The sequence below is a fragment of the Mesorhizobium sp. BR1-1-4 genome, assembly GCF_020165375.1.
GTDB lineage: Bacteria > Pseudomonadota > Alphaproteobacteria > Rhizobiales > Rhizobiaceae > Mesorhizobium > Mesorhizobium australicum.
This window is the reverse complement of sequence record NZ_JAIUIB010000005.1, coordinates 384995-408084: the sequence shown is the minus strand read 5'-3', so window position 1 is coordinate 408084 and position 23090 is coordinate 384995. Positions and strand designations below refer to the sequence as shown.

Here is a 23090-nt window from a genome sequence, read left to right as displayed (position 1 = left end):
ATTGGTGCACAGCCGCTCCGCGATAGGTCGGGTTGCGCGGCGGCATCATTGGTCTAGATTGATGCGCGCGCAAAGCCAAAAACGACAGGCCAGCTAGCTAGCTGGCCAGCCTACAGGGAGCACGCCATGGACGCCGCGGTCGATGCGAGCACCAGCCAGTTCGAACTCAATGAGGAACAGCGTGCCATCCAGGAGATGGCGCGGGCCTTCGCCGCCGATCGCGTGGCGCCCGATGCGCTCGACTGGGACCGCAGGCGACATTTCCCCGCCGATGTGATCCGCGAGACGGGGCCGCTCGGCCTCGGCGGCATCTATATCAGGGACGATGTCGGCGGTTCCGCGCTCGGCCGGCTCGACGCCGTACTGATCTTCGAGGCGCTGTCGCACGCCGACCCGGCCTTTTCCTCCTTCATCTCGATCCACAACATGGTGGCCTCGATGATCGACCGGTTCGGCAATGATGAGCAGCGCCAGCGCTTCCTGCCGAAGCTCACCTCCATGGAATGGCTGGCGAGCTATTGCCTGACCGAGCCTGGCTCGGGTTCGGATGCGGCGGCGCTGAAGACGCGCGCGGTGAAAAGCGGCGGCGATTACATCCTCAACGGCGCCAAGCAGTTCATCTCCGGCGCCGGCGACAGCGATGTCTATGCCGTCATGGTGCGCACCGGCGCCGACGGCCCGAAAGGCATCTCCACCATCGTCGTGCCCAAGGATGCGCCCGGCCTCTCCTTCGGCGCCAATGAGCACAAGATGGGCTGGCACATGCAGTCGACCCGCCAGGTCATCTTCGAGGATTGCAAGGTGCCGGCGGAGAACCTCTTGTCGGGCGAAGGCGCCGGCTTCGGCATCGCCATGGCCGGGCTCGACGGCGGCCGGCTGAACATCGCCGCCTGTTCGCTGGGCGGCGCCCAGTCGGCGCTCGACAAGGCGCTGTCCTATACCGCCGAGCGCAAGGCATTCGGCTCGAAGATCAACCAGTTCCAGGCGCTGCAGTTCAGGCTGGCCGACATGGAGACAGAGTTGCAGGCGGCGCGCATCTTTCTCTATGCGGCGGCCTCCAAACTCGACCGCAAGGCGCCGGACGCCGGCAAATGGTCGGCAATGGCCAAGCGCTTCGTCACCGACACCGGCTTCAACGTCGCCAACGACGCGCTGCAACTGCTGGGCGGCTACGGCTACCTGCATGATTACGGCATCGAGAAGCTGGTGCGCGATCTCAGGGTGCACCAGATCCTCGAAGGCACCAACGAAATCATGCGCGTCATCATCGCGCGCGCCCTGATCGGCCGCTGACGCCAGCAAACTCCGGGAGAGAGACTATGACGACGATCGCCTTCATCGGCCTCGGCAATATGGGCAATCCGATGGCCGCAAACCTGGTCAAGGCTGGGCATGCCGTGCACGGTTTCGACCTGATGCCGGAAAACCTCGCGGTCGCGCGCGAACATGGCGTCGTCGTTATGGCCAATGCGCTCGCGGCGGTGAAGGATGCCGACGTGGTCATCACCATGCTGCCGGCCGGCAAGCACGTGCTGTCGGTCTATGGGGACATTGCTCCCAAGGCCAGGAACGGCGCGCTGTTCATCGATTCCTCGACGATCGACGTCGAATCGGCGCGCAAGGCGCATTCGATCGCAGCAAAGCACGGCCTGCTGTCCATCGACGCGCCGGTTTCGGGCGGCACCGGTGGTGCCACGGCCGGTACATTGACCTTCATGGCTGGGGGAGCCGACGATGCTTTCTCGGCCGCCGAGCCGATCCTGAAGCCGATGGCCGGCCGCATCGTCCATTGCGGCGGTGACGGCGCCGGACAGGCGGCGAAGATCTGCAACAACATGATCCTCGGCATTTCGATGATCGGCGTCGCCGAGGCGTTCGTGCTGGCGGAAAAACTCGGCCTGTCGCATCAGGCGCTGTTCGACGTCGCCTCGACCTCGTCGGGCCAGTGCTGGTCGCTGACCACCTATTGCCCCGTGCCTGGCCCGGTTCCCACTTCGCCCGCCAACAGGGATTACAAGCCCGGATTTGCGGCGGCTCTTATGCTGAAAGACCTGAAATTGTCGCAGGAAGCAGCGCTTGGCGCGGGCGCGGTGACACCGCTTGGCGCAGAAGCGGCGCAGCTCTATGCCCTTTTCAACGCCCAGGGCCATGGCGGCGCCGATTTCTCCGGCATAATAAATTTTCTGCGCGGCAACTCGGCGTAAGCAGCGGATTTGGTTTAGTTTTTTTCGGGTTCTTCCGGACCAAGGGCCGCAAATTTAGATTTGCTTAAGCTCTCGATAACTCCGCGGTAACGATGTCCCTATAAAACAGATTGCGAGGCGGACATATCGCATCCGCCCGGCGCTCCGGATCAGGTCTCGCGTACCGGAGCCCGTAAGTTTCGCAAGTGTCTTCGTAGCGAAACGCCATGCGTATCTGGCAAAGCCGCGTTCCCGATGGGGCGCGGTTTTTGCGTTCCGACCCCTTTATTACCGACGATCCGTCTATATGCCGATCGCCGCACCCGGGATCGGCACATGGTCTTCATTGGTCAGCACGATCGGTGCATCGACGCCGTCGACGCGGACCACGAGCAGGCGCGTACTCCATGTGCCGGCATTGCGAACCAGATGGGAATATACGGTGCCCTTGCCCTTGGCGCCGTGGACGGGAATGCTGAACTGGGCGTCGCCCGCGCCATTCGCATTGACGTTGAGATGACCGCCGACCCAGAAATTGTCGGCCAAATCGTCGCCGATGGCGGCCGTGACCCGACCATCGGCGCGGACGGCGTCCATGGTCATGCGGTAGGCGTCGCTGCCTTTGAGCACGAAAGGGATGCTGCCGACCATCGTCGCACAACCGCCGATACTGACCACCCATACGGCAAGGCCGGCAATCGCCCAATTGCGCTGCGTCTTGCGGAACTGCTCGGCGTCGCGCCAAGCCCGGTTTTGCCAAGCCCAGCGGCTGCCGCGCGCGCCAAGCACGAAGATCATGATGAGGTTGACGACCGGGATCAGCGCCAGCAGCGCGATGAAGGTGCTGTTGCCGATGCCCCAAATCCAGTTGAGGAAGAAGGCGCCCCAGTTCCAGCGATCGAGTTCGGCTGGAATTTCAGCCGGTTGGTTGAGCGGTTGTCCGGCCATGTTGTTCCCCATCGGCGTGTATGCCGATTGGTTCTAGCGCAAGACTTCGACGATGCGCAAAAAAGTTCCGGGGCTTCCGCCTCAACCCTTTGTGGAAAGGCGGCGAAAATTTGCCCTCACCGCGCGGCCGGCCGGCTTCAGCGCTGCGCTGATCGACCGTTCGGCCGCGACGCCGTTGAACAGCGACGGCGTTCGACCCGAGAGAACCTCCGGCCAGAAACGTGACGCCGATTGCAGGAGAGACATTTGCGCCGCAAGCGCGCCCTCGGCCATGGCGACGGTCTTCTCGCTGACAGCCATTGCCGTCTCCGCGCTCCAGGGCTCGCCGCTTCGCGCCTCCATGGCCATCAGCGGCAGCCGCATCATCACCACCAGCGGCGCCAGCATCAGGTCCGCGCCAAGGCTGGCCGCCTCTTGCACGCGTCGGCTTTTGCCGGTCTTTCTCATGTGGGCAATCCCCTGTCGCGGCCGGATCGGCCGCCCCTTACATTACGCGCCGAAGGCGAAATTCGTTCCCGCTCATAGCGCATATTTCCGGGATTGGGCGTTTCTTCGCAAAAACGCCCAATCGAGGTTTGCTCCTATCGCTTGCGCAGGTCCGCCTGTGCCAGGTCGAGCGCCTTGCCGATGCGCTCGCAAGCCATGTCGATCGTATCGCGGGTCCAGATCAGCGGCGGCGACAGGATCATCGTGTCGCCGGTGGCGCGCAGCATCATGCCGTTGGCGATCGCGTGGTCGCGCACCGTCACCGCGGCACTCCCCGACGGCAGGAAGCGCTCCTTCGTCGCCTTGTCCTTGACGATCTCGATCGCGCCCATCAGGCCGATCGAGCGCACCTCGCCGACCAGGTCATGCCCGGCAATACGCTCCTGCAACGCGCTAGCGAAATAAGGTCCGGTGTCGTTCCTGACACGGTCGACCAGCCCTTCCCTCTCGATGATCTCCAGGTTCTTCAAGGCCACGGCGCAAGCCACTGGATGCCCCGAATAGGTGTAGCCATGGTTGAACTCGCCGCCCTTCTCGACCAGCGTCGAGGCAATGCGGTCGCCAACCAGCAGCGCCGAAAGAGGCTGATAGCCCGAGGTCAGCGCCTTGGCCGTGGTGATGGTGTCCGCTTCGATGCCGAAGGTCTGCGCCGCGAACCACTCACCTGTGCGGCCATAGCCGGTAATGACCTCGTCCAGCATCAAAAGCACATCGTATTTGCGGCAGATGCGCTGCACTTCGGGCCAGTAGCTCGCCGGCGGTATCTTGACGCCGCCCGCGCCCATCACCGGCTCGCCGATGAAGGCCGCGACCTTGTCGGCACCGGCCTCGAGGATGGCATCCTCGACGGACTTTGCCGCGCGCAGGCCGAAATCGTGGTCGCTTTCGCCCGGCAGAGCCAGCTCGTAGGCATAGGGCATCATCACATGGACGATGTTGGGCACCGCACCGTTGAGCTGCTTGTGCATGGCATCCATGCCGCCGAGCGAAGTGCCGGCAATGGTCGAGCCGTGATAGGCCATCTTGCGCGAAATGACGCGGTTCTTCTCCGGCTTACCCTCAAGCACCCAGTAATGGCGCACCAGGCGCAAGGCGGTGTCGTTGGCCTCCGATCCGGACGAGCCGTAAAACACCTGATTCACGTTGCGTGGTGCGATCTCGGCCAGCTTCTTCGACAACAGCACCGGCGTCGGCGTCGAGCATTTGAAGAAGGAATTGTAGTAAGGCAGTTCCTTCATCTGTGCATAGGCGGCCTCGGCCAGCTCGTCGCGGCCATAGCCGATATTGACGCACCACAGGCCGGCCATGCCGTCCAGCAGTTCCGTCCCTTCGGAATCGTAGATGAACGGGCCATTGGCGCGGGTGATGACGCGGGCGCCTGCCTCACGCAGCTCCTTATGATCGGTGAAGGGATGCAGGTGATGCGCGGCGTCGATCTGCTGAAGCTGCTTCAGCGAATAATTCTGATAGGTCATTGATCTGGTCTTTCCTCTGAAATCATTCCGGCGGTGCCGGGGCGAATTCGTCAGAGGACGGCAGGCGGCGAATAGCCGATGCGGGCGCACAGCCGCAAAAGCTCGGCGCGCAGCGTGCGTGACGACGGTGTCACCGCGACCCGGAATGCGCGAGCTGATAGTCTAGCGAGAGCCATGAAGGTACCTTAGAGCAAAGGGCGGTCGAGGTGAACCACCCTTTGCTCAGGGGTGCCATGGAATGAGGTCAGGCTTTTCCGCCCAGTGCCCGCTGCAGGAAGACATACTTCATCGCCGTCTGCGCCGCCTGCGGTCGGCGGTCGCCGCGCCCGCCATGTCCGCCTTCGGTCTCCTCGAAGAACAGCGTCTTGCCGTGTCCTGCCTCCTGCAGGCGGGCCGCCATCTTGCGCGCATGGCCGGGGTGAACCCGGTCGTCGGCGGTCGAGGTCGTCAAGAGCACCGGCGGATAGGCGACATCGGCCTTGACATGTTGATAGGGCGAATAGGCGGAAAGCCACTTGGCGTCTTCCGGCTTCGACGGATCGCCATATTCGGCCATCCACGAAGCGCCCGGCGGCAATTCGGTGTAGCGCAGCATGTCGAGCAGCGGCACCTCGATGATGACGGCGCCGAAAAGCTCGGGATGCTGCGTCAGGGAAGCGCCGGTCAGCAGGCCGCCATTGGAGCCGCCCTGGATGCCGAGCGATTGAGCCGTTGCTATGCCGCGTTCGACGACGTCCTGCGCCACTGCCGCGAAATCATCAAACCCGTTCTGGCGCTTGCCTTTCAGCGCCGCCTGGTGCCAGGCCGGTCCGAACTCGCCGCCGCCGCGAATGCAGGCCTGCACATAGGCATTGCCTTTCTCCAGCCACAGCCTGCCGCGCACGCCGGCATAGCCGGGCAACAGCGGCACTTCGAAACCGCCATAGCCGTAGAGTAGCGTCGGCACCGGACCGTTCTGGTCGCGCCGCCTGACGACGAAATAAGGGATCATCGTGCCGTCCTTCGAGCGCGCCTCGAACTGCTCCGAGATCAGCGGCGAGGCATCGAAGCGGGCCGGCTGCGATTTCACGGTCGCCAGCGTCTCGCCATTGTCATCGGACCAGATGATCGAGCTTGGCGTCAGGAAATCGGTGAAGGAAAAGGAGACGGTGGAGCCGAAATGCTCGGCATGGCTGATGCCGACAGTGCCGTTTTCAGGCAGCGCGATGGGTTTCAGCGACCAGGCGCCGCGCTCGCGCTCGCAGACGAGAACCTTGCCGCGCACATTGTCCATCAAGCTGATGAACAGGCGGTCCTGCGTTCTTGCGAGCCCGGCAATGGAAACCCGATGCGCCGGCGCCAACAAGGTTTCGATGGCGCCAAAACCGCCGGTTTCGATCCAATGCGCGAAGTCGAAGGAGTAAAGCCCGTCCGGCTGGCATGCGGTGCCGTCCGGCGCCGTCCATGGCGTGCGCACCCCGAACACCAGTTGATCCCTAAAGAGCGAGGTGTCGGTGACGTCGTCGGGCAGCGGGATGCGGCGGTTCTCGCCCGAAGGCAGGCGCAGGAAACTGTGCGATGCGAAGAAGTTGAGTGTCCGCGCCAGAAACAGGTGACGCTTCTCGCCGTCGAACTCGACACCAGCGCCAACGGCAAGATCCTCGATCTCTGCCTCGAAGATCGGGGTCGCCTCTTCCAGCCTGGTGCCGCGCTTCCAGAGCTTGACCACGCGCGGATAGCCGGATTCTGTCTTGTCGGCCTCTTCGAAAGCGGCCGAGATGATGACCGTATCCTCGTCCAGCCAGCCGAAGCCCGATTTCGACGCCGGCGCCTGAAAACCGCCTTCCACGAAGGACTTGGCCGCGATGTCGAACTCGCGCATCGCGCTGGCGTCACCGCCATCGGGCGACATCGAGACCAGGCAGCGGTTGAAATCGGGGTAGAGCCTGACGGCGCCGCCGAACACCCATTTTATCCCCTCCCTGGCAGCCAGCTGGTCGAAGTCGATGATTGTCTCCCAGTCGGGCTTGTCGGTCTTGTAGGAAGCGACTGTCGTGCGGCGCCACAGGCCGAGCGCATTGGTCTTGTCCTGCCAGAAATTGTAGACATGACCGGCGATCGCCGCGCCAACCGCGATATTGTCCTCGGCCGTCATCAGGTCGAGCGCCGTCTGGAACGACGCCTGATAGGATGGATCGCCCTGCAATTCCGCCACCGTGACCTCGTTCTGGCGATGCACCCAGTCGAGCGATTCCTTGCTTGTCCTGTCCTCCAGCCAGAGGAACGGATCGCCGGTCTTCTGAAAGGGCTGGGCTCTGGTTGTCGAAGCGGTCATGCAGGTCTCCGGGATTTTGAACGGCTTCGCCTACATTGCGTTGGCGGCGCTGACATTCAAGGTGCGATACGGCCTTTCGCGGCCCTTGCGGCGTTGCTTCACCGCACCCGCCGACGGATAATCGTCGCCAACGCAAGCGCGGCGCAGATCGCGCCGAGCGTCAACGGCAGGCCGCTCGCACCGGTCACATCCATTATGCCGCCCGCTAGCGGCGGGACGACAATGCCGCCGACACCCCACATCAGGGAGAATGCCGCATTGCCGGCAACCAGCACCGAACCGGTGAAGCGCTCGCCAAGTTCGATGATGGACATCGTGTAGATGCCGTAGGACACAGCTCCCCAGACGAAGACGCAAGGCCAGATCAGCGGCGTGTCGATCAGCATCGGCAAAAGCACGCAGCCAAACAGCGTCAGCAGGACGCAGTTGAAGCGCACGAGACGGGCCGTCAGCCGCTCGGCCAGCAGGCCAAGCGGAACCTGCATGGCGATGTTGCCGGCGATCATGACCGACAGCAGCGCCGACATGCGTGCCTCCGCGATGCCATGATGCGTGCCGTAGACGGGCAGCAGCGCCAGCACCGCCTGCTCGAAGCCGGCGGCCACGACCACCGCCGACAGGAGCAGCCAGGCGAAAGGCATGAAACCCATTACCGAAACCTGGTGCCCGGCCTCGTCCACCCTGGGCAGGCGCCTGACCACCAACGCCAGACAGAAGCCGCAAAGCACGAAGGCGCCAATGCCGACGAGGAACGGGGGCCAGCCCTGCGTGCCGACGGCGAGCAGGCAGAGCGGGCCGGCGGCGAAGCCGGCCGAAATGATCGTCGAATAGAGGCCCATTATGCGGCCGCGCCGGGCCGGCGGCGCCAGGGCGATCACCCAGATTTCGCTGAGCACATAGAGCGGGTTGGTCACGGCGCCGATCAGCAAGCGCAGCGGAAACCAAAGATAGACGTTCTGCGTCCAGCCGATCAGCGCCAGCACGACAGCCGAAAGCGCTGCGCAAATGAGGGCCGTGCGCCCTGCTCCGAACCGCCTCGCCAGCGCTGGAATAATTGGCGACGAGACGATGAACCCGATCGGCGTCATCGCCGCCGACAGGCCGATCATCGCGGGCGAGACACCCTGGCGCTGCAGGATGAAGCTCAGCAGCGGATAGGACAGGCCCTGCGCGATGGCGAAAACGGACACGGTCGCGATCACACCGGTGATCGCCGCCCATTGCATCGTCTCGTCGCTTCTCATGTCCACCAGGTCCATGATCCATAAATGCTGTCGCGGTTGCAGACTTATCGGTTCGGCCCGGCGGCGGTAAGCCCCGCGGCCCGGACGGATGCCCGGCTCCAGCCAAACCCTGTCAGGAGCCTCCGCGGCTGGCCGATCTGTAGAGCGCGAAGGCGACCAGCAAAGCGTCGAGGCCAATGATCACGGTTGGCAAACCCACCGGCCCGATCGCCTGCATCAGCAGGCCCGCGCCCGGCGGACCAACGATACCGCCGACACCCCATAGCAAGGCGAACGCCGCATTGCCGGTGACCAGCAGCGAACCTCTGAAGCGGCTGCCGAGTTCGACCAGCGCCATCGTATAGACACCGTAGCCCACCGCGCCCATCACCAGAAGCACGCCCCAGATCAGCGGTGTGGTAATCAGCAGCGGGAGCAGAACAGCGCAAACGGTCGTCGCCACTGCGCAGGCCAGGATCATCGGTCGGCCACCGAAGCGTTCGGCGAGCAGGCCGAGCGGGATCTGCAGAAGGATGTTGCCCAGCGACAGCGACATCAACAGCGCGGCGAGCACCGCCTCGGGCAAGCCATAGCCGGCCCCAAACACAGGAACCAGGGCATAGGTGCTTTGCTGGACGGCGGCCGAGACCAGCACCGCCAGCAGCAGCGCCGGCGCCAACCGGGCAAAACCGACAAAGCTGCCGGCAGGCTGGCCGTCATCTTCGAAACCGGCGAGCTTCGAGGAGACAAGGCGCAAAATGACGGCGCAAAGCACAAACCCGCCAATGCCGACACTGAAAGGTGCCCAGCCCTCGATGCCGACAAAGGTCAGCGTAAACGGACCTGCGGCATAGCCGGCGCCCATCAGTGTGTTGAACACGCCCATCACTCGCCCGCGCCGAGACGGCGGCGCCAGCGAGAGCGCCCAGACTTCGCCCAGCACATAGAGCGGGTTAATGACGATGCCGATCGTGAAGCGGATGACGTACCAGGCCACCCAGTTCTGGAGGTAACCGATGCCCAGGAAGCACAGCGCCCCGATCAGCGAGCAGCCAACCGCCAGGTTTCGCGCCCCGACCAGCCGCACGGCAGCCGGCACGAAAGAGGCCGACAGAATCAGGCCAACCGGCATCATCGCCGCCGACAAGCCGATCAGGGCGGGCGACATGCCTTGCTTCTGCATCAGGAGCGTAAACAGCGGCGAGCTCAACCCTTGCGCCGCTCCGAACATGGCTAATGCGGCGGTGACGCCCGCGAGCGCCGCCCATTGCGTTCCCGCTTCGCCTTCGCTCGAGCCGGTCGCGACCATGCCGTCATCCATGTCAATGCGGCCATCGGCCAGCAAGCACGACTAGCTACTGGTTCGACCAGAGGAAAGGAAGAGCCGGACCGGAGATCCGCTTGCACCAAGGAAATCGACCGACCGGCCGACGCCAATCGGCCCCGAATGAACTTGGATGCAGAACGCGACGGCTACGGGAAGTAGCGCGCGATTGCGCCTTTCTTGCCGTCCGCATAGGGCTTCAGCCACTTGTCGTCGATGGCAATCCCGTCAGCATCGGAAGGGCCCTTGCCGATCGTCCTGCGCCAGGCCCGGAACTTATAGTGGTCGAAGACGTCGAGCATGTGCACGGCATAGGCCGCGGCAAAGGTCTTGTCGCCTTCCACGATGACCAGATTCTCGTCGTTTTCGTAGGACGCCTTGTAACCGAGGTTATGGCTGCCGGTAATGACGGTGGCGTTGTCCTCCATCGGATCGATGATAACAATCTTGTCGTGCACGATCGCGTGGCCGACGGTGAGCACTTCGGCCTGGAAATCCGTCGCGATGGTGGCCCCGGTCAGGTTCGCCGCCCGTACAATGGAGACATTCGGGGCTTCCCAGACCTTCTCCGGATAAACAAAGGGCGACTTGCCGTCCTTGTTCGACTTGTGGGTGACCGGATCCTTGGTCGGAGCGACATAGTTGGGCATGGCCGTTTCGTCGCTGATCGCGCCCTGCACGATGAGGTTCGGATCGGCTTTCGCCGCCGCAACCGCCTGGTCCACGATCGAATTTTCGCCGAGCAGCGAAGGGTTGAACACCAGGAACAGCACGGCCCGCTTCGCCGCTTTGATGCGGGCAAAGACGTCCTGGAGGTCGACCGGACGCACCGAAATGTCCTTCTTGTTGCGGTTCGGGTCGTTGGGCGAAAACCACACCGTCATGCCGTCCAACACCGCCGAGGCGCCGTTGAGCGGGTTTGGCATGTGGTTCTCTTGCGGAACGGCACGCCCTGCGTCTGCGCGACGTGGCCGGCAGTACTTTCCGAAGCCGGTGGCGGAAACACATCGGCTTTCATGCGTTCCCAATAGCCGTCGAACACCTCCGCCATCGCCGGATCGTCGCGGACAAAAGCGTTGTTGGACTGGCCGCATATGCCGGTCGACGTCCAGTTGGTACTGCCGGTCATAACCGCTTGCGGATTGCCCTGGGTGTCGCGGTAGACGGCGAACTTGTTGTGGCCAATATGGTTGTTGTTGAACAGGCGGTCCGTCACCACGACGCCGGCATCGTGCAAACGTTTCCTGTAGGGTGCGTTGCCGGCATCCCAGGCCTTGGTCTGGTCATCCCTGCCCGAATTGGAGAGGATGACTTCGACTACATCCCTGGCCGCGATGATGGCGTCGCACAATTCGTCGTCGCCGAGCTCATAGAGCGCAAGCCTGACCGTACCGCCTTCGGCCTTGGCCCGTTTCAACAGGCTGGTCAGCACGTCAGGCACGTCGCCATGCAGATAGGCGCGGATCTTGCTGGTCGGGTCTTGCAGCACCGCCCTGATCTTGTCGCGCTGGCCGACCTTGATGCCGGCTTCCGCCAGCGCATGCGACATCCATTGCGTCGAAAGCACGCCGTTGGTGAAGGCAACGCGTGCCTTGCCGAACATTTGGCCCAGGAAGATTGGCGGACTGACCGCGCCCTGCCCGAGATAGCCAAGGGGCCGCGCCGGTCCGGTATAGGCGGGTTTGCCGTCGACGACCTGATCGGGGCGCACCGGCACGGGATCGAGACCCGGCTTCATGTCGCCAACGGGACGCACGCGGTAGGCGATCATCTCGCCGTCCGGCCTGACGTCTATGCTGTCGCGGCGGCGCCTGACGGTCAGATCGCGCCAGAATGTCTTCTGCACCGGCCAGACACCGGTATCCTGCGGAATCCATCGGGGATTGCGCTGACCCTTGAAGGGCACCCAGGACGCAAGGCAACGCTCCTCGTCTGTAGCGGGATAGAGGCGCACGATCTCGAAACCGAGGCAGCCTGGGATCATCCCGTCAAGGTCCCAGGAAAGGAACGCGACTTCGTTGTTTGTCGCGGCACGCACTTTGACGACGTCAGGCATGGCGTCCCTCCAAAAGCAGTTCAACGCGCAAGTATGTCAGAAGTAAAAGACGGTACTGTAACGCCTCTTTAAATCTGCACCATCCGACAGCCTCACGCAGACCCTGCCGGCGCGCCGGTGTGGCCAGGGCGGAGTCGCGGCCACCTGGCTGCCGTTCCGGCATGTCGCTTCCCTCGCTCTAGTGGTCGCCGCCTCCGCAATGGCCGGAGGGGCGCCGGTCCATTATGCCGCCCGTTATCGCATCCTACGAGGACCATCATGACCGCCGTCCTACAACCCTCAGAACCGGCATTGGCGCCCGACCGTGCCCGCCGCGGCGGTCGCGCCGGCAAGCGCGCCGGTGGCTCGGCCGCGTTCGAGCAGCCGGCTTTCCGCCAACTGAAAAATCCGCTGACGCCGACCAAGCTGGTGTCCGAGGACGAGCTGGAATCGATCCACCTCGCCTCCTTGCGGGTGTTGCGCGAGATTGGCGTAGACGTCCTGCACGACGAAGCCCGCAGCATCATGAAGGCTCATGGCGCCGACGTACGCGAGGGCTCGGAGCGCGTGCGCTTCGACAGCGACATGATCCTGGAGCTGGTGTCGAACTGCCCGTCCGAATTCACCATCCATGCCCGCAACCCCGAGCACAATGTGCGCTTTGGCGGTGACAATCTGATCATCTCGATGATGGCCTCGGCGCCCAATTGCTCCGACATCGATCGTGGCCGCCGGCCCGGCAACCAGCAGGATTATCGCAATTTCCTGCGGCTGGCGCAGATGCACAACATCCTGAATTGCACGGGCGGCTATCCGGTCGAGCCGACTGACATCCACCCGTCGGTGCGCCATCTCGAATGCATCCGCGACCTCGCCACGCTGACCGACAAGGTGTTCCACATCTATTCGCTCGGCAAGGAGCGCAATGTCGACGGCATCGAGATCACCCGCATCGCGCGCGGCATCAGCCATGAGCAATTGCTCGCGGAACCGTCCGTCTTCACCATCATCAACACCAATTCGCCGCTCAAGCTCGACGTGCCGATGATGGAAGGCATCATCCAGATGTCGAGCAAGGGCCAGGTCGTCATCGTCACGCCCTTCACCCTCTCGGGCGCCATGGCGCCCGTCACCATCGCCGGCGCGCTGGTGCAGCAGAATGCCGAGGCGCTGTCCGGCATTGCCTTCGCCCAGATGGTCAGGAAGGGCGCGCCGGTCGGCTATGGCGGCTTCACCTCTAACGTCGACATGAAGTCCGGTTCGCCGGCCTTCGGCACGCCCGAATACATGAAGGCACAGCTCGTCGGGGGCCAGCTGGCCCGCCGCTACAACATCCCCTACCGCACCTCCAACACCTGCGCCGCCAACACCGTCGATGCGCAGGCAGCCTATGAAAGCGTGTTCTCGCTGTGGGGCGCCGTCCAGGGCGGCGGCAACCTGATGATGCATGCGGCCGGCTGGCTGGAAGGCGGCCTGCGCTGCTCCTACGAAAAGACCATTCTGGATATCGACCTGTTGCAGATGGTGGCCGAATTCCTGACCCCGCTTGACCTTTCCGATGAAGCGCTCGGCTTCGATGCCATCCAGTCGGTCGGCCCCGGCGGCCACTTCTTCGGCACCCAGCACACGCAGGACCGCTACAAGACCGCGTTTTATTCGCCCATCCTTTCGGACTGGCGCAATTTCGAGACCTGGGCGGAAGCCGGCTCGCCAACGGCAATGGAAAAGGCCAACAAGGTGTGGAAGGAGCGGCTGGCGTCCTATGACGAACCTTACATGGATCCCGCCATCCGTGAGGAGCTCAACGCCTTTGTTGCGAAGCGCACAGCCGAAGGCGGCGCGCCGACCGATTTTTGAGCGGCAGTGTTCGTTTTGATGAGCCGATCATTCGTATGGATTCGATGAATAGTCGACCCCCACTCCGTCGAGCTTCGCTCGACACCTCTCCCCCGATCGACGGGGGAGAGGAAAAGCGCGAGCCTAGCCCAGTTGGCTCCCTTCCTCTCCCTCCGGAGGGGGGAGAGGTGGCGCTGCGAAGCAGCGACGGAGTGGGGGAAGGCGCTCCTCAAACGCGCAGTCGCCGAAAAACAGGCACAACCCAAAGAGCCAGAAAACTCAGGCAAGGCGACAATCAAGCGGAAGCACTGCTTTGGCTCGAACTAAAAGCCCGCAAGCTTGGCGGCTACAAGTTCACGCGACAGTTCTCTATCGAACCCTACTACGCTCACTTCGCCTGCCGCGAAAAATGGCTTGTTGTCGAAGTCGACGGACACCAGCATGCGGACAGTCCCTATGACCGCCGCCGCGACGACTTCATGCGCGCTCAGGGCTATTCGATCCTGCGCCTTTGGAGCCATGACGTCGTGAAACATCGCACTTCCGTCTGTGAAACCATCCTTGCCGCGCTTGACGGCAAGCTGATCGAAAACATCGCTGTATCCGACCTCCGCTTTGTCTTCGTGTCCCATTCCTCCGATTCAATCTCTTCAAAAACGGAACTATCCTCATGAAATCCCATGCAAAAGCGGTTGTCATTGGCGGCGGTGTCGTCGGCTGCTCGGTGCTCTACCACCTGGCCAAGGCCGGCTGGACCGACATCATGCTGATCGAGCGCTCGGAGCTCACCTCCGGCTCGTCCTGGCATGCGGCCGGCGGCTTCCACACGCTGAACGGCGATCCGAACGTCGCCAAGCTGCAGGCCTATACGGTCCAGCTTTACAAGGAGATCGAGGAGATTTCGGGCCAGTCCTGCTCGCTGCACCTGACCGGCGGCGTGATGTTGGCCGATACGCCCGAGCGTATGGACTTCCTGCGCCTTGCCCACGCCAAAGGCCGCTATCTCGGCATGGACACCGAACTGATCACGCCGTCCGAGGCCAAGGCGATGTTCCCGCTGATGGACGAGACCAATTTCGTCGGCGCCATGTGGGATCCGGTCGAAGGCCATCTCGACCCCTCCGGCACCACCATTGCCTATTCCAAGGCGGCCAAAAAACTCGGCGCCGAAATCGTGCTGCGCAACCGCGTCGTCGACCTGACACAGCAGCCGGACGGCACCTGGAACGTCGTCACCGAACAAGGCACGGTTCACGCCGAACATGTCGTCAACTGCGGCGGCCTGTGGGCGCGCGAGATCGGCCGCATGGTCGGCGTCGAGCTGCCGGTGCTGGCCATGGAGCACATGTATCTCTTGACCGAGCCGATGCCGGAGGTCGAGGAGTTCAACAAGTCGACCGGCCGCGAAATGATCGGTGTGCTCGACTTCAAGGGCGAGATCTACACCCGCCAGGAGCGCAACGGCATCCTGCTCGGCACCTATGAAAAGGCCTGCAAGCCGTGGTCGCCGGTCAACACGCCGTGGGACTTCGGCCATGAACTGCTGCCGCCCGATCTCGACCGCATCGCGCCGTCGCTGGAAATCGGCTTCAAGCATTTCCCCGGCATCGAAAAGGCCGGCATCAAGCAGATCATCAACGGCCCCTTCACCTTCGCGCTCGACGGCAATCCGCTGGTCGGCCCGGTCCAGGGCCTGACCAATTTCTGGTGCGCCTGCGCCGTCATGGCCGGCTTCAGCCAGGGCGGCGGCGTCGGCCTGGCGTTGTCCAACTGGATGGTGCATGGCGATCCGGGCTTCGACGTCTGGGGCATGGATGTCGCCCGCTTCGGCGAATGGGCTGGGCTGCGCTACACCAACGCCAAGGTGCGCGAAAACTATTCGCGCCGCTTCTCGATCCGCTTCCCCAACGAGGAATTGCCGGCTGCCCGCCCGGCGCAGACGACGCCGCTCTACGACACCATGCTCGCCAACAATGCCGTGATGGGCGACTCTTGGGGTCTCGAAACCCCGCTCTGGTTCGCGCCTAAGGGCAGCGAGCCGAAAGACGTCGTCTCCTTCCACCGCTCCAACGACTTTGGACCGATCGGTGAGGAAGTGCGCGCCACGCGCGAGCGCGTCGGCGTCACCGAGATCGCCAACTTCGCCAAATACGAAGTGTCGGGGCCGGGCGCGGAAGAGTTCCTCAACCGGCTGATGACCAACCGCATGCCGAAGACCGGCCGCATCGTGCTGACACCGATGATCAACGAGTTCGGCAAGCTGATCGGCGACTTTACCATCGCCAAGGCCGGTGAAGACCGCTTCATGATCTGGGGCTCGTCGGCAGCGCAGAAATACCACATGCGCTGGTTCGAAAAGCACCTGCCCAAGGATGGTTCGGTGCGCATCCACCGTTTCGACCAGACACTTGTCGGCCTGTCGATCGCCGGACCGAGTTCGCGTGATTTGCTGCAGAAGCTGGTCGATGTCGACATCTCGACCAAGGCTTTCCGCTTCATGGATTTCCGCGAGATGGCGGTCGGCGGCGCGCCCTGCCTGGTCAACCGCATCACCTATACCGGTGACCTCGGCTACGAGATCTGGATGGCGCCAGCCTATGAGCGCCTAGTCTACAAGGCGATCAAGGACGCTGGCGAGGAATTCGGGATCGTCGATTTCGGCATGCGCGCCTTGCTGTCGATGCGCCTGGAAAAAAATTTCCCGACCTGGTTCCGCGAGTTGCGGCCGATCTACGGGCCGTTCGAAGGCTCCATGGACCGCTTCATCAAGCTCGAGAAGAACGACTTCATCGGCCGTGAAGCGGCCGCCAAGGAACAGGCGCAAGGGCCGAAACTGCGCCGCGTCTCCTTCATCGTCGACGCCGCCGATGCCGACGTAATGGGCGACGAGCCGATCTGGGCCAAGGTCGACAAGGATTATGGCACGGTTGAAAAGCCGCATGGCTACGGCGCGCCGCGCTTCGACACGTCAGGCAAGGAAATACGTGGCTCGAAGGCCGCCGAAGGTGCGTCAGCCGTGCGCGGCATCGTCGACGGCGACTGGCGCGTGGTCGGCTGGGTGACGTCGGGCGGCTATGCGCACTACGTGCAAAAGTCGATGGCGCAAGGCTATGTGCCGGCCGCCCTTGCCGAGGATGAAGGCGCGGGGCTGTTCGAGATCGAGATTCTTGGGTCTCGGCGTCCGGCCCGCATCAATGTCGAGGCACCCTTCGACCCAAGCGGCGAGAAGATGCGGACCTGAGGACGGGATGGACAGCGGGGCGCCAAAGGGAAGCTTCGGCCGACACCGCAAGATCATGCCGTTTGTATCAGGCTCGATCGAGGCGCTGCGCGACGCCTCCCGCGAGAAGGCGGCTTCGCTCAACCAGCATGTGCTGGGCTATGGCGCGCAAGCCGAAGCGGAATGGGCGGCGGCGGGTGTTAGCGCGCCCGACCTGCCGACAATGCGAAAATACCGGCTCGAGCGCATCCGCGCCGAGCTGAAGCGCCGCGGCTACGCCGGCGCCTTGCTCTATGATCCTGTCAACATCCGCTATGCGACCGACTCGACCAACATGCAGCTCTGGGTCGCGCACAATCCGACGCGGCATTGCTTCGTCGCCACCGAGGGTCCGGTGGTGCTGTTCGACTACTTTTCCTGCGAGCACCTGTCCGATCATTCCGGCATCGTCGACGAAGTTCGGCCGGCCGTGTCGTGGATGTATCTTTATGGCGGCGAGCTGACCAAGCAGAAAGTCCGCCGTTGGGCCGCCGGTATCGCCGATTTGATCAGGGAGCATGGCGGCGGCAACAACCGCATCGCCGTCGATCACATCAACCCGGAAGGCGTTGAAGAACTCCACCGCCTCGGCATTTCCATCGGCAATGGCGAGGCGGTTATGGAAAACGCGCGGCTGATCAAATCGCCGGATGAAATCCTTGCCATGCGCCGCGCCATCGTCGCTTGCGAGGCGGCGATGGGCGAGATGGAACAGGCGCTCAAGCCTGGTATCTCCGAAAACGAATTGTGGGCGCAACTCCATCGCGGCAACATCGCGCGCGGCGGCGAATGGATCGAGACGCGGCTGCTGACGTCGGGACCGCGCACCAATCCGTGGTTCCAGGAATGCTCGTCGCGGATCATGGAGGCGGGCGATCTCGTCGCCTTCGATACCGATTTGATCGGCCCCTACGGCTTCTGCGCCGATCTCTCGCGCACCTGGCTCTGTGGCGATACAAAGCCGACCAACGAACAGCGCGACCTGTTCCGCATCGCCGCCGACCAGATCGAGTACAACACCGCTTTGATGCAGCCCGGCGTCTCGTTTCACGAACTGGTCGAACGCTCGGCTGTACCGCCTGGAGACTGCTTCCCAACCCGCTACGGCGTACTCTACCACGGCGTCGGACTGGCCGACGAATATCCGACCTTGCCGCATGCCAGCGACTGGACATCCCACACACCCGACGGCGTGCTGGAACCGGGCATGGTGCTGTGTGTGGAGAGCTATATCGGCCGGCTTGGCGGGCGTGAGGGTGTCAAGATCGAGGAACAGATCCTGATCACCGACACCGGCAACGAAAAGCTTTCAACCTACCCGTTGGATTCGAGGCTGCTCGGCTAATCCGGCAAGCGCTTCGCGCATCGCGCGCACGGTCTTTTCCGGCGTTGTCCTGGCGGTGATGAACGGCAAGCCTCTGCGTCGCGCCGTCCAGCCGACGATCACGACCTTGCGCGCCGCCGGCTCGAAACGCCGTGCCAGCGCCCAGCTTTCGCAATCGATCGCGGCGACATCCGCTTTGCCTTCGGCGACCGCCACGATCGAGTCGCGATGGCCGCCGCTTTCGCTGTGCGATGAAAATATGTCCAGGTTTTCGCCGGCCGCTTTCAGGTCGCGCGTCAGCGCGATGATGCCCGACATGGAATCGAGGCTGTTGAAGGTGAAGCGCCTGCCCCGGATGAGATCGAGCGGCAGCAAGGCCTTGCCATCGGTGGGCGACCGAACCTCCGGCCCCTCGCCCGACCGCATCACCAGCGCGCTCGAATAAAGTTCGCCCTGCCCGCCTTCATAGGCGTCATAGCTTGGCTGACCGACCACCTGCACATGCCGGGACAGACCGAGTTCCATCGGCCCCCAGCAGGTCTGCGCGAACAGCAGCGCCGGATGCATCCAGAGCTTGTGGAAATCGAGGTCGTCCGGCGGCAGCGCCGCCGGATCGGGCGCGACGAGTTTACCTTCGCCATCCCGAATGCCGCCCGGCACCGGCGGCAGGTCGCCATTGCGGCGCACGATGGATTGCGGCGCATCGATACCCCTTCGCCGGAATGAATCGCGCAACGACGCCCATTGCGCGTCGACCTCGTCGCGCGCCTCCGACCAGTCATACATCGGCAACGCCGCAATCAATTCGCTCATGCCGATATCAAACCACCATGCCGGGACAAAGGATCGCAAAAACGCGGCGCCCAATCAGAATTGGCCGACACGTTATCCACTCTACACGCGGATACTATTCCTTGGGCGGTTCGGCGGGAACCGGCGCGCTGCCAAGCCCACTGATGCTGCGCGCCCTGACGCGCGGCTTGAACGCCCTGCCCGGCTCGGGCGCGCGCCGCAGAACCGGATGCACGATCGGCTCCTTGGCCTTGAAAGCATAGGATCTGAGCAGCGCGAAATAGTTCGGATAGGCATAGCCATTGTTCATCCGCAGCCATTCCTCACGCCGGTCACGAAACAGCTTCGGCAGCCGGTACCAGGCGATGGTCGGGCTCTTGTGATGGACGAAGTGCAGATTGTTGTTGAGGAACAGGAACGACAGCGGTGAGCGCTCGACAATCACCGTGCGACCTTCCGGATGCTCCGACCACTGGTGCTCGGCATAGGTGCGGATCGAGATCAGCGACTGGCCGAGCCAGACCGGCACCAGCACATAGAGCCAAACCGGCATGCCGAAGCCGAACTGCACGACCGGCAGCACCACGGCAAGGCCTATCGCATGCAGCAGCCAGGCCTTGCGGATCGCCTTGTCTCCGGCAATCACGTGCTTGGCGTCATCGATGAAGAAGCCGATGCAGGACAGCCATGGCCCCAGGACGAGGCGACCGGCCATGGTATTGTTGACCTTCAGCACGAATTTCATCAGCGGCGGCATTTCTTCGTGCATCCAGAGCGCCTGGTAATAGCTCTCGGGATCGTCGAGCGGATCGGTCAGCCGCTCGTCCGCGTGGTGGCGCAGGTGAATGGTCTTGAAACGGCGGAACGGCCAGGCAAGGCCGATCGGCAGGAAGACGAAAGCTTCATTGACGAGGCCGTTGCGGGTCGGGTGACCATGCAGCACCTCGTGCATGATAGAGGATTGCAAAGCCAGCGTGACGGCCATGACGATCAGTGCAGCTATGGGATATGACGGCCAGAGGAAGAAGCCGGCGGCCAACCATGTGCCGTAGCAGAGGAAAGCGAGAACCACGGTCGGCCATTCGATGGCCGATCTGCTGCTTCGACGGATGCTCTTGCCAGTCATGCTATCGACCACTGTCCTCAGTCGCCGGAACCCCAACCGATTCCTGACAGCATTGTGTCAGGAGATATGATTCCACTCAACGCGACAAAGTGCACAAAATGTTGCGTCTGCGCATTGTTGGCTGCATATGTTATACATTGTAAACAGTCTTAGGGATTCGTTTACGCCTGAAGCGCTTCTTCGGCCGCTTCGGCGAAAAATTTTCCTCCCGATCCAAGGAGTGAGATGATGGACAAGCGCGACCTGTCGGCAATCTTCCGGGAGCGTCTGAAGCTCCTCCTGACACGCTCCGACCTCAACCAATCGGCTTTCGCGTCAGCAGTCGGCATCGACAGGTCGGCGCTGTCGCAACTGATGTCAGGTGCCTCGACCCGCCTGCCGCGCGCCGAAACCTTGCTCAACATCGCCGCCGAATTCAAAGTGTCGCTAGACTGGCTGCTTGGTCTTAGCCAGGACGAGGGCGTGACCGGCGAAATCCGCGAGAGCCTAGAGATCGAGGAAGCGCCCGACGGTTTCGACCGCACGCTGCTCGCCAAATGGTTCGCGGAAGCGGCGGGCACCAAGATCCGCTATGTGCCGGCTGGCATTCCCGATCTCCTGCGCACCCACGCGCTCGTCGACTACGAAGCCAACATCACCAACAGGAGCCGACTGGCGCAGGCCAGCGAAACGCAATACCGCATCGAGTACAACCGGCGGCCGGAAACCGACATGGAAGTCTGCATGCCGCGCCACACGCTGGAGATCTTCGCCCGCGGCCTCGGTGTGTGGGACCGTTTCCCGGCGGCCGACCGCCAGCAGCAGCTTGCCCATATGGCGACGCTGCTCGACGATCTCTATCCGACCTTCCGCCTGTTCCTTTATGATGGCCGCATGCGCTATTCGATCCCGCTGACCATATTCGGCCCCTATCGCGCGGCGATCTATGTCGGCGACATGTATGTGGTGCTGAACGCCACCCAGCCGGTCCAGGCCCTGACCCAACATTTCGACAATCTGATCCGCGCCGCCGACATCAATCCGCACGAAGCGGCCGCCTTCGCGCGCAACCTGGCCGGCATGTCGTTCGCATCAGGCTCTGCCTGAGCGCTCAGCACCGCATTCTCATTGACTGGACATAAAGACTTCTTTATATCCTTATTCGAATTCCCAGACATGTTCGAATTCCAAGACACGGTTCGAATTCCAGGACACGAAAGCCAATCCGATGACGACGAGCAATCCGATCGATGCGCTGCTGGCTGAAAAGGGTGTGCTGCTGGCCGATGGCGCCACGGGCACCAATTTGTTCGCCATGGGTCTGGAGGCCGGCGAGGCGCCGGAACTGCTGAACGAAACCGCGCCCGACACCATCACCAGCCTGCACCAGAATTTCGTCGACGCCGGCGCCGACATCATCCTGACCAACTCGTTCGGCGGCACCCGCCACCGGCTGAAACTACACCATGCGCAGGACCGCGTGCATGCGCTGAACAAGCGCGCGGCCGAGATCGCCCGTGCTGTCGCCGACAAGGCCGGCCGCAAGGTGATCGTCGCCGGCTCGGTCGGTCCGACAGGGGAACTGCTGGTGCCGCTTGGTGCCATGACCTATGACGAAGCGGTCGACGCCTTTGCCGAGCAGATCGAAGGTCTCAAGGAAGGTGGCGCCGAAGTCGCCTGGATCGAGACGATGTCGGCGCCCGACGAGATCCGCGCGGCGGCCGAAGCCGCCATCCGCGTCGGCCTGCCCTACACCTATACCGGCTCGTTCGACACCGCCGGCCGCACCATGATGGGCCTGCTGCCGAAAGACATCCACGGCGTCGCCGACGGCCTGTCGCAAGCGCCGCTCGGGGTTGGCGCCAATTGTGGCGTCGGCGCTTCCGACATCCTGGCCTCGCTGCTCGACATGACCGAGGCCAAGCCGGAGGCGACTGTCATCGTCAAGGGCAATTGCGGCATTCCCGAATTCCGTGGCACCGAGATCCACTATTCCGGCACGCCGGAACTGATGGCCGATTATGTCCGGCTCGCCGTGGATGGCGGAGCCAAGATCATCGGTGGCTGCTGCGGCACCTCGTTCCAGCATCTGGCCGCGATGCGCAAGGCGCTCGACGCCCACACCAGGGCGGATCGCCCGACCGTCGAAAAGATCGTCGAGCGCATTGGCCCGATGCGCAACAAGGTGGCGACGGCAAACACCGCCGAGACCAGCGAAGCCCGCCGCGAGCGGCGGCGCAGCCGCGCCTGAGGCGATTTCTTTTTGCGGTTATTCGCTGTTGTCGGCGTAGCTTGACTGCGCCGACTGGAAATCGACCACGTTGTCGCCGCGCATTGTTGCCAGCGCACCGGAAGCGATCGGATCAGAAATCTGCTCCAGCATGGCGCGGAAGCGGTCATTGGTCAGCGCCGACATGGCGGTGTGGCGCGCCTGCGCGACATCGTCGCTGATGCGTCTGGATTCGGCTGACGGGGCTGATAAACTCGCCGAAGCGTCACGTGCCGGCGGAGTCGGGTTGGCGATGGTTGTGATTTTCAATTCCGGCTCCCTCAAGCCTTAGACATGACCGGTGTAGCGAGAGGAAATTGCGATCCGGTACCGGAAATGCCGAGCAATTTAACGATCCCGTGCGCTGCTCCTGGATCGGTTGAGCTTCAGGTCAGGCCGAGCCGAAAACAGTGACTTCCGAGAACCGGAGCGGAGCGTACTTAAGTACGTGAGCGCCGGAAGCCACTGTTTGCAGGCCGGTCTCACCTGAATATCGTTAGATCCGAAAAGGGCCGGC

At 63.1% G+C, this 23090-nt stretch carries 19 protein-coding genes; 8 read left to right on the top strand and 11 right to left on the bottom strand.

The genetic code is table 11. The annotated features are described in order from the left end of the window. Positions 1-126: 126 nt before the first annotated feature. Together LB571_RS13695 and mmsB are read left to right on the top strand one after the other, a co-directional pair. A complete protein-coding gene (locus LB571_RS13695) occupies positions 127-1293 on the top strand; it encodes an isobutyryl-CoA dehydrogenase (protein WP_224595087.1) in 1167 nt (388 codons plus the stop codon). 26 nt (positions 1294-1319) lie between these two features. Continuing rightward, positions 1320-2204: a 3-hydroxyisobutyrate dehydrogenase gene (mmsB, locus tag LB571_RS13690; RefSeq protein WP_140615966.1), complete on the top strand. Its 885-nt coding sequence runs from the start codon at positions 1320-1322 to the stop codon at positions 2202-2204. A 282-nt stretch (positions 2205-2486) separates the two neighbouring features. Here the strand turns inward: mmsB and LB571_RS13685 are convergent, their stop codons facing one another. The 8 genes from LB571_RS13685 to LB571_RS13650 form a co-directional block, all read right to left on the bottom strand. Then, a complete protein-coding gene (locus LB571_RS13685) occupies positions 2487-3131 on the bottom strand; it encodes a cytochrome c oxidase assembly factor Coa1 family protein (RefSeq protein ID WP_224595086.1) in 645 nt (214 codons plus the stop codon). Between the two features lie 81 nt (positions 3132-3212). After that, the gene (locus tag LB571_RS13680) at positions 3213-3578 is read right to left on the bottom strand and encodes a hypothetical protein (protein WP_224595072.1); all 366 of its coding nucleotides are present in this window, start codon (positions 3576-3578) and stop codon (positions 3213-3215) included. A gap of 134 nt (positions 3579-3712) precedes the next feature. Next, complete coding sequence (locus LB571_RS13675) at positions 3713-5092, bottom strand: aspartate aminotransferase family protein (RefSeq protein ID WP_015317449.1); 1380 nt, start codon at positions 5090-5092, stop codon at positions 3713-3715. A 244-nt stretch (positions 5093-5336) separates the two neighbouring features. After that, positions 5337-7406: a prolyl oligopeptidase family serine peptidase gene (locus tag LB571_RS13670; RefSeq protein ID WP_224595070.1), complete on the bottom strand. Its 2070-nt coding sequence runs from the start codon at positions 7404-7406 to the stop codon at positions 5337-5339. A 98-nt stretch (positions 7407-7504) separates the two neighbouring features. Continuing rightward, positions 7505-8665 carry an MFS transporter gene (locus LB571_RS13665; protein ID WP_224595067.1) on the bottom strand — a complete coding sequence of 387 codons (1161 nt, stop codon included), beginning with the start codon at positions 8663-8665 and terminating at the stop codon, positions 7505-7507. A gap of 97 nt (positions 8666-8762) precedes the next feature. After that, positions 8763-9938, bottom strand: coding sequence for an MFS transporter (locus LB571_RS13660; protein ID WP_224595064.1), 1176 nt, complete (start codon positions 9936-9938; stop codon positions 8763-8765). A 164-nt stretch (positions 9939-10102) separates the two neighbouring features. Then, a complete protein-coding gene (locus tag LB571_RS13655) occupies positions 10103-10879 on the bottom strand; it encodes a phospholipase D-like domain-containing protein (RefSeq protein WP_224595060.1) in 777 nt (258 codons plus the stop codon). Next, positions 10834-12009 carry a phospholipase D-like domain-containing protein gene (locus tag LB571_RS13650; RefSeq protein WP_224595053.1) on the bottom strand — a complete coding sequence of 392 codons (1176 nt, stop codon included), beginning with the start codon at positions 12007-12009 and terminating at the stop codon, positions 10834-10836. Before LB571_RS13650 ends, LB571_RS13655 begins: the two co-directional genes overlap by 46 nt. 258 nt (positions 12010-12267) lie before the next feature. Here LB571_RS13650 and LB571_RS13645 point away from each other — a divergent pair, with 258 nt between their 5' ends. The 4 genes from LB571_RS13645 to LB571_RS13630 all read left to right on the top strand — a co-directional run bounded on the left by LB571_RS13645 (position 12268) and on the right by LB571_RS13630 (position 18428). Further along, positions 12268-13845 (top strand): trimethylamine methyltransferase family protein, encoded by a 1578-nt coding sequence (locus LB571_RS13645; RefSeq protein ID WP_140661062.1) that lies wholly within the window; start codon positions 12268-12270, stop codon positions 13843-13845. 167 nt (positions 13846-14012) lie between these two features. Next, the gene (locus LB571_RS13640; RefSeq protein WP_224595051.1) at positions 14013-14498 is read left to right on the top strand and encodes an endonuclease domain-containing protein; all 486 of its coding nucleotides are present in this window, start codon (positions 14013-14015) and stop codon (positions 14496-14498) included. Next, positions 14495-17065 carry an FAD-dependent oxidoreductase gene (locus LB571_RS13635; RefSeq protein WP_224595049.1) on the top strand — a complete coding sequence of 857 codons (2571 nt, stop codon included), beginning with the start codon at positions 14495-14497 and terminating at the stop codon, positions 17063-17065. Before LB571_RS13640 ends, LB571_RS13635 begins: the two co-directional genes overlap by 4 nt. A 7-nt stretch (positions 17066-17072) precedes the next feature. Continuing rightward, positions 17073-18428 (top strand): M24 family metallopeptidase, encoded by a 1356-nt coding sequence (locus LB571_RS13630; protein ID WP_224595047.1) that lies wholly within the window; start codon positions 17073-17075, stop codon positions 18426-18428. Here the strand turns inward: LB571_RS13630 and LB571_RS13625 are convergent. Beyond that, positions 18393-19220 carry a phosphate/phosphite/phosphonate ABC transporter substrate-binding protein gene (locus LB571_RS13625; RefSeq protein WP_224595046.1) on the bottom strand — a complete coding sequence of 276 codons (828 nt, stop codon included), beginning with the start codon at positions 19218-19220 and terminating at the stop codon, positions 18393-18395. The two genes, LB571_RS13630 and LB571_RS13625, sit on opposite strands and share 36 nt — an antisense overlap. Positions 19221-19314: 94 nt before the next feature. Further along, a complete protein-coding gene (locus tag LB571_RS13620) occupies positions 19315-20325 on the bottom strand; it encodes a fatty acid desaturase (RefSeq protein ID WP_224595044.1) in 1011 nt (336 codons plus the stop codon). A gap of 228 nt (positions 20326-20553) precedes the next feature. Between LB571_RS13620 and LB571_RS13615 the strand changes: the two genes are divergently transcribed. Together LB571_RS13615 and bmt are read left to right on the top strand one after the other, a co-directional pair. After that, positions 20554-21411 (top strand): helix-turn-helix domain-containing protein, encoded by an 858-nt coding sequence (locus tag LB571_RS13615; RefSeq protein WP_140661059.1) that lies wholly within the window; start codon positions 20554-20556, stop codon positions 21409-21411. 121 nt (positions 21412-21532) lie between these two features. After that, positions 21533-22555: a betaine--homocysteine S-methyltransferase gene (bmt, locus tag LB571_RS13610; RefSeq protein WP_015317437.1), complete on the top strand. Its 1023-nt coding sequence runs from the start codon at positions 21533-21535 to the stop codon at positions 22553-22555. Positions 22556-22573: 18 nt separating this feature from the next. Here bmt and LB571_RS13605 read toward each other — a convergent pair whose 3' ends face one another. Then, complete coding sequence (locus LB571_RS13605) at positions 22574-22843, bottom strand: hypothetical protein (RefSeq protein ID WP_224595042.1); 270 nt, start codon at positions 22841-22843, stop codon at positions 22574-22576. Between the last annotated feature and the right edge of the window lie 247 nt (positions 22844-23090).

What these genes read in the sequence shown, in the direction of transcription:
- LB571_RS13650 (WP_224595053.1), bottom strand. Translation starts at nt 12,009, where the DNA reads ATGCCTGACGTCGTCAAAGTGCGTGCCGCGACAAACAACGAAGTCGCG.
- LB571_RS13615 (WP_140661059.1), top strand. Translation starts at nt 20,554, where the DNA reads ATGGACAAGCGCGACCTGTCGGCAATCTTCCGGGAGCGTCTGAAGCTC.
- LB571_RS13630 (WP_224595047.1), top strand. Translation starts at nt 17,073, where the DNA reads ATGGACAGCGGGGCGCCAAAGGGAAGCTTCGGCCGACACCGCAAGATC.
- LB571_RS13670 (WP_224595070.1), bottom strand. Translation starts at nt 7,406, where the DNA reads ATGACCGCTTCGACAACCAGAGCCCAGCCCTTTCAGAAGACCGGCGAT.
- LB571_RS13695 (WP_224595087.1), top strand. Translation starts at nt 127, where the DNA reads ATGGACGCCGCGGTCGATGCGAGCACCAGCCAGTTCGAACTCAATGAG.
- LB571_RS13620 (WP_224595044.1), bottom strand. Translation starts at nt 20,325, where the DNA reads ATGACTGGCAAGAGCATCCGTCGAAGCAGCAGATCGGCCATCGAATGG.
- mmsB (WP_140615966.1), top strand. Translation starts at nt 1,320, where the DNA reads ATGACGACGATCGCCTTCATCGGCCTCGGCAATATGGGCAATCCGATG.
- LB571_RS13680 (WP_224595072.1), bottom strand. Translation starts at nt 3,578, where the DNA reads ATGAGAAAGACCGGCAAAAGCCGACGCGTGCAAGAGGCGGCCAGCCTT.
- LB571_RS13665 (WP_224595067.1), bottom strand. Translation starts at nt 8,665, where the DNA reads ATGGACCTGGTGGACATGAGAAGCGACGAGACGATGCAATGGGCGGCG.
- LB571_RS13625 (WP_224595046.1), bottom strand. Translation starts at nt 19,220, where the DNA reads ATGAGCGAATTGATTGCGGCGTTGCCGATGTATGACTGGTCGGAGGCG.
- LB571_RS13660 (WP_224595064.1), bottom strand. Translation starts at nt 9,938, where the DNA reads ATGGTCGCGACCGGCTCGAGCGAAGGCGAAGCGGGAACGCAATGGGCG.
- LB571_RS13645 (WP_140661062.1), top strand. Translation starts at nt 12,268, where the DNA reads ATGACCGCCGTCCTACAACCCTCAGAACCGGCATTGGCGCCCGACCGT.
- LB571_RS13685 (WP_224595086.1), bottom strand. Translation starts at nt 3,131, where the DNA reads ATGGCCGGACAACCGCTCAACCAACCGGCTGAAATTCCAGCCGAACTC.
- LB571_RS13675 (WP_015317449.1), bottom strand. Translation starts at nt 5,092, where the DNA reads ATGACCTATCAGAATTATTCGCTGAAGCAGCTTCAGCAGATCGACGCC.
- bmt (WP_015317437.1), top strand. Translation starts at nt 21,533, where the DNA reads ATGACGACGAGCAATCCGATCGATGCGCTGCTGGCTGAAAAGGGTGTG.
- LB571_RS13655 (WP_224595060.1), bottom strand. Translation starts at nt 10,879, where the DNA reads ATGCCAAACCCGCTCAACGGCGCCTCGGCGGTGTTGGACGGCATGACG.
- LB571_RS13635 (WP_224595049.1), top strand. Translation starts at nt 14,495, where the DNA reads ATGAAATCCCATGCAAAAGCGGTTGTCATTGGCGGCGGTGTCGTCGGC.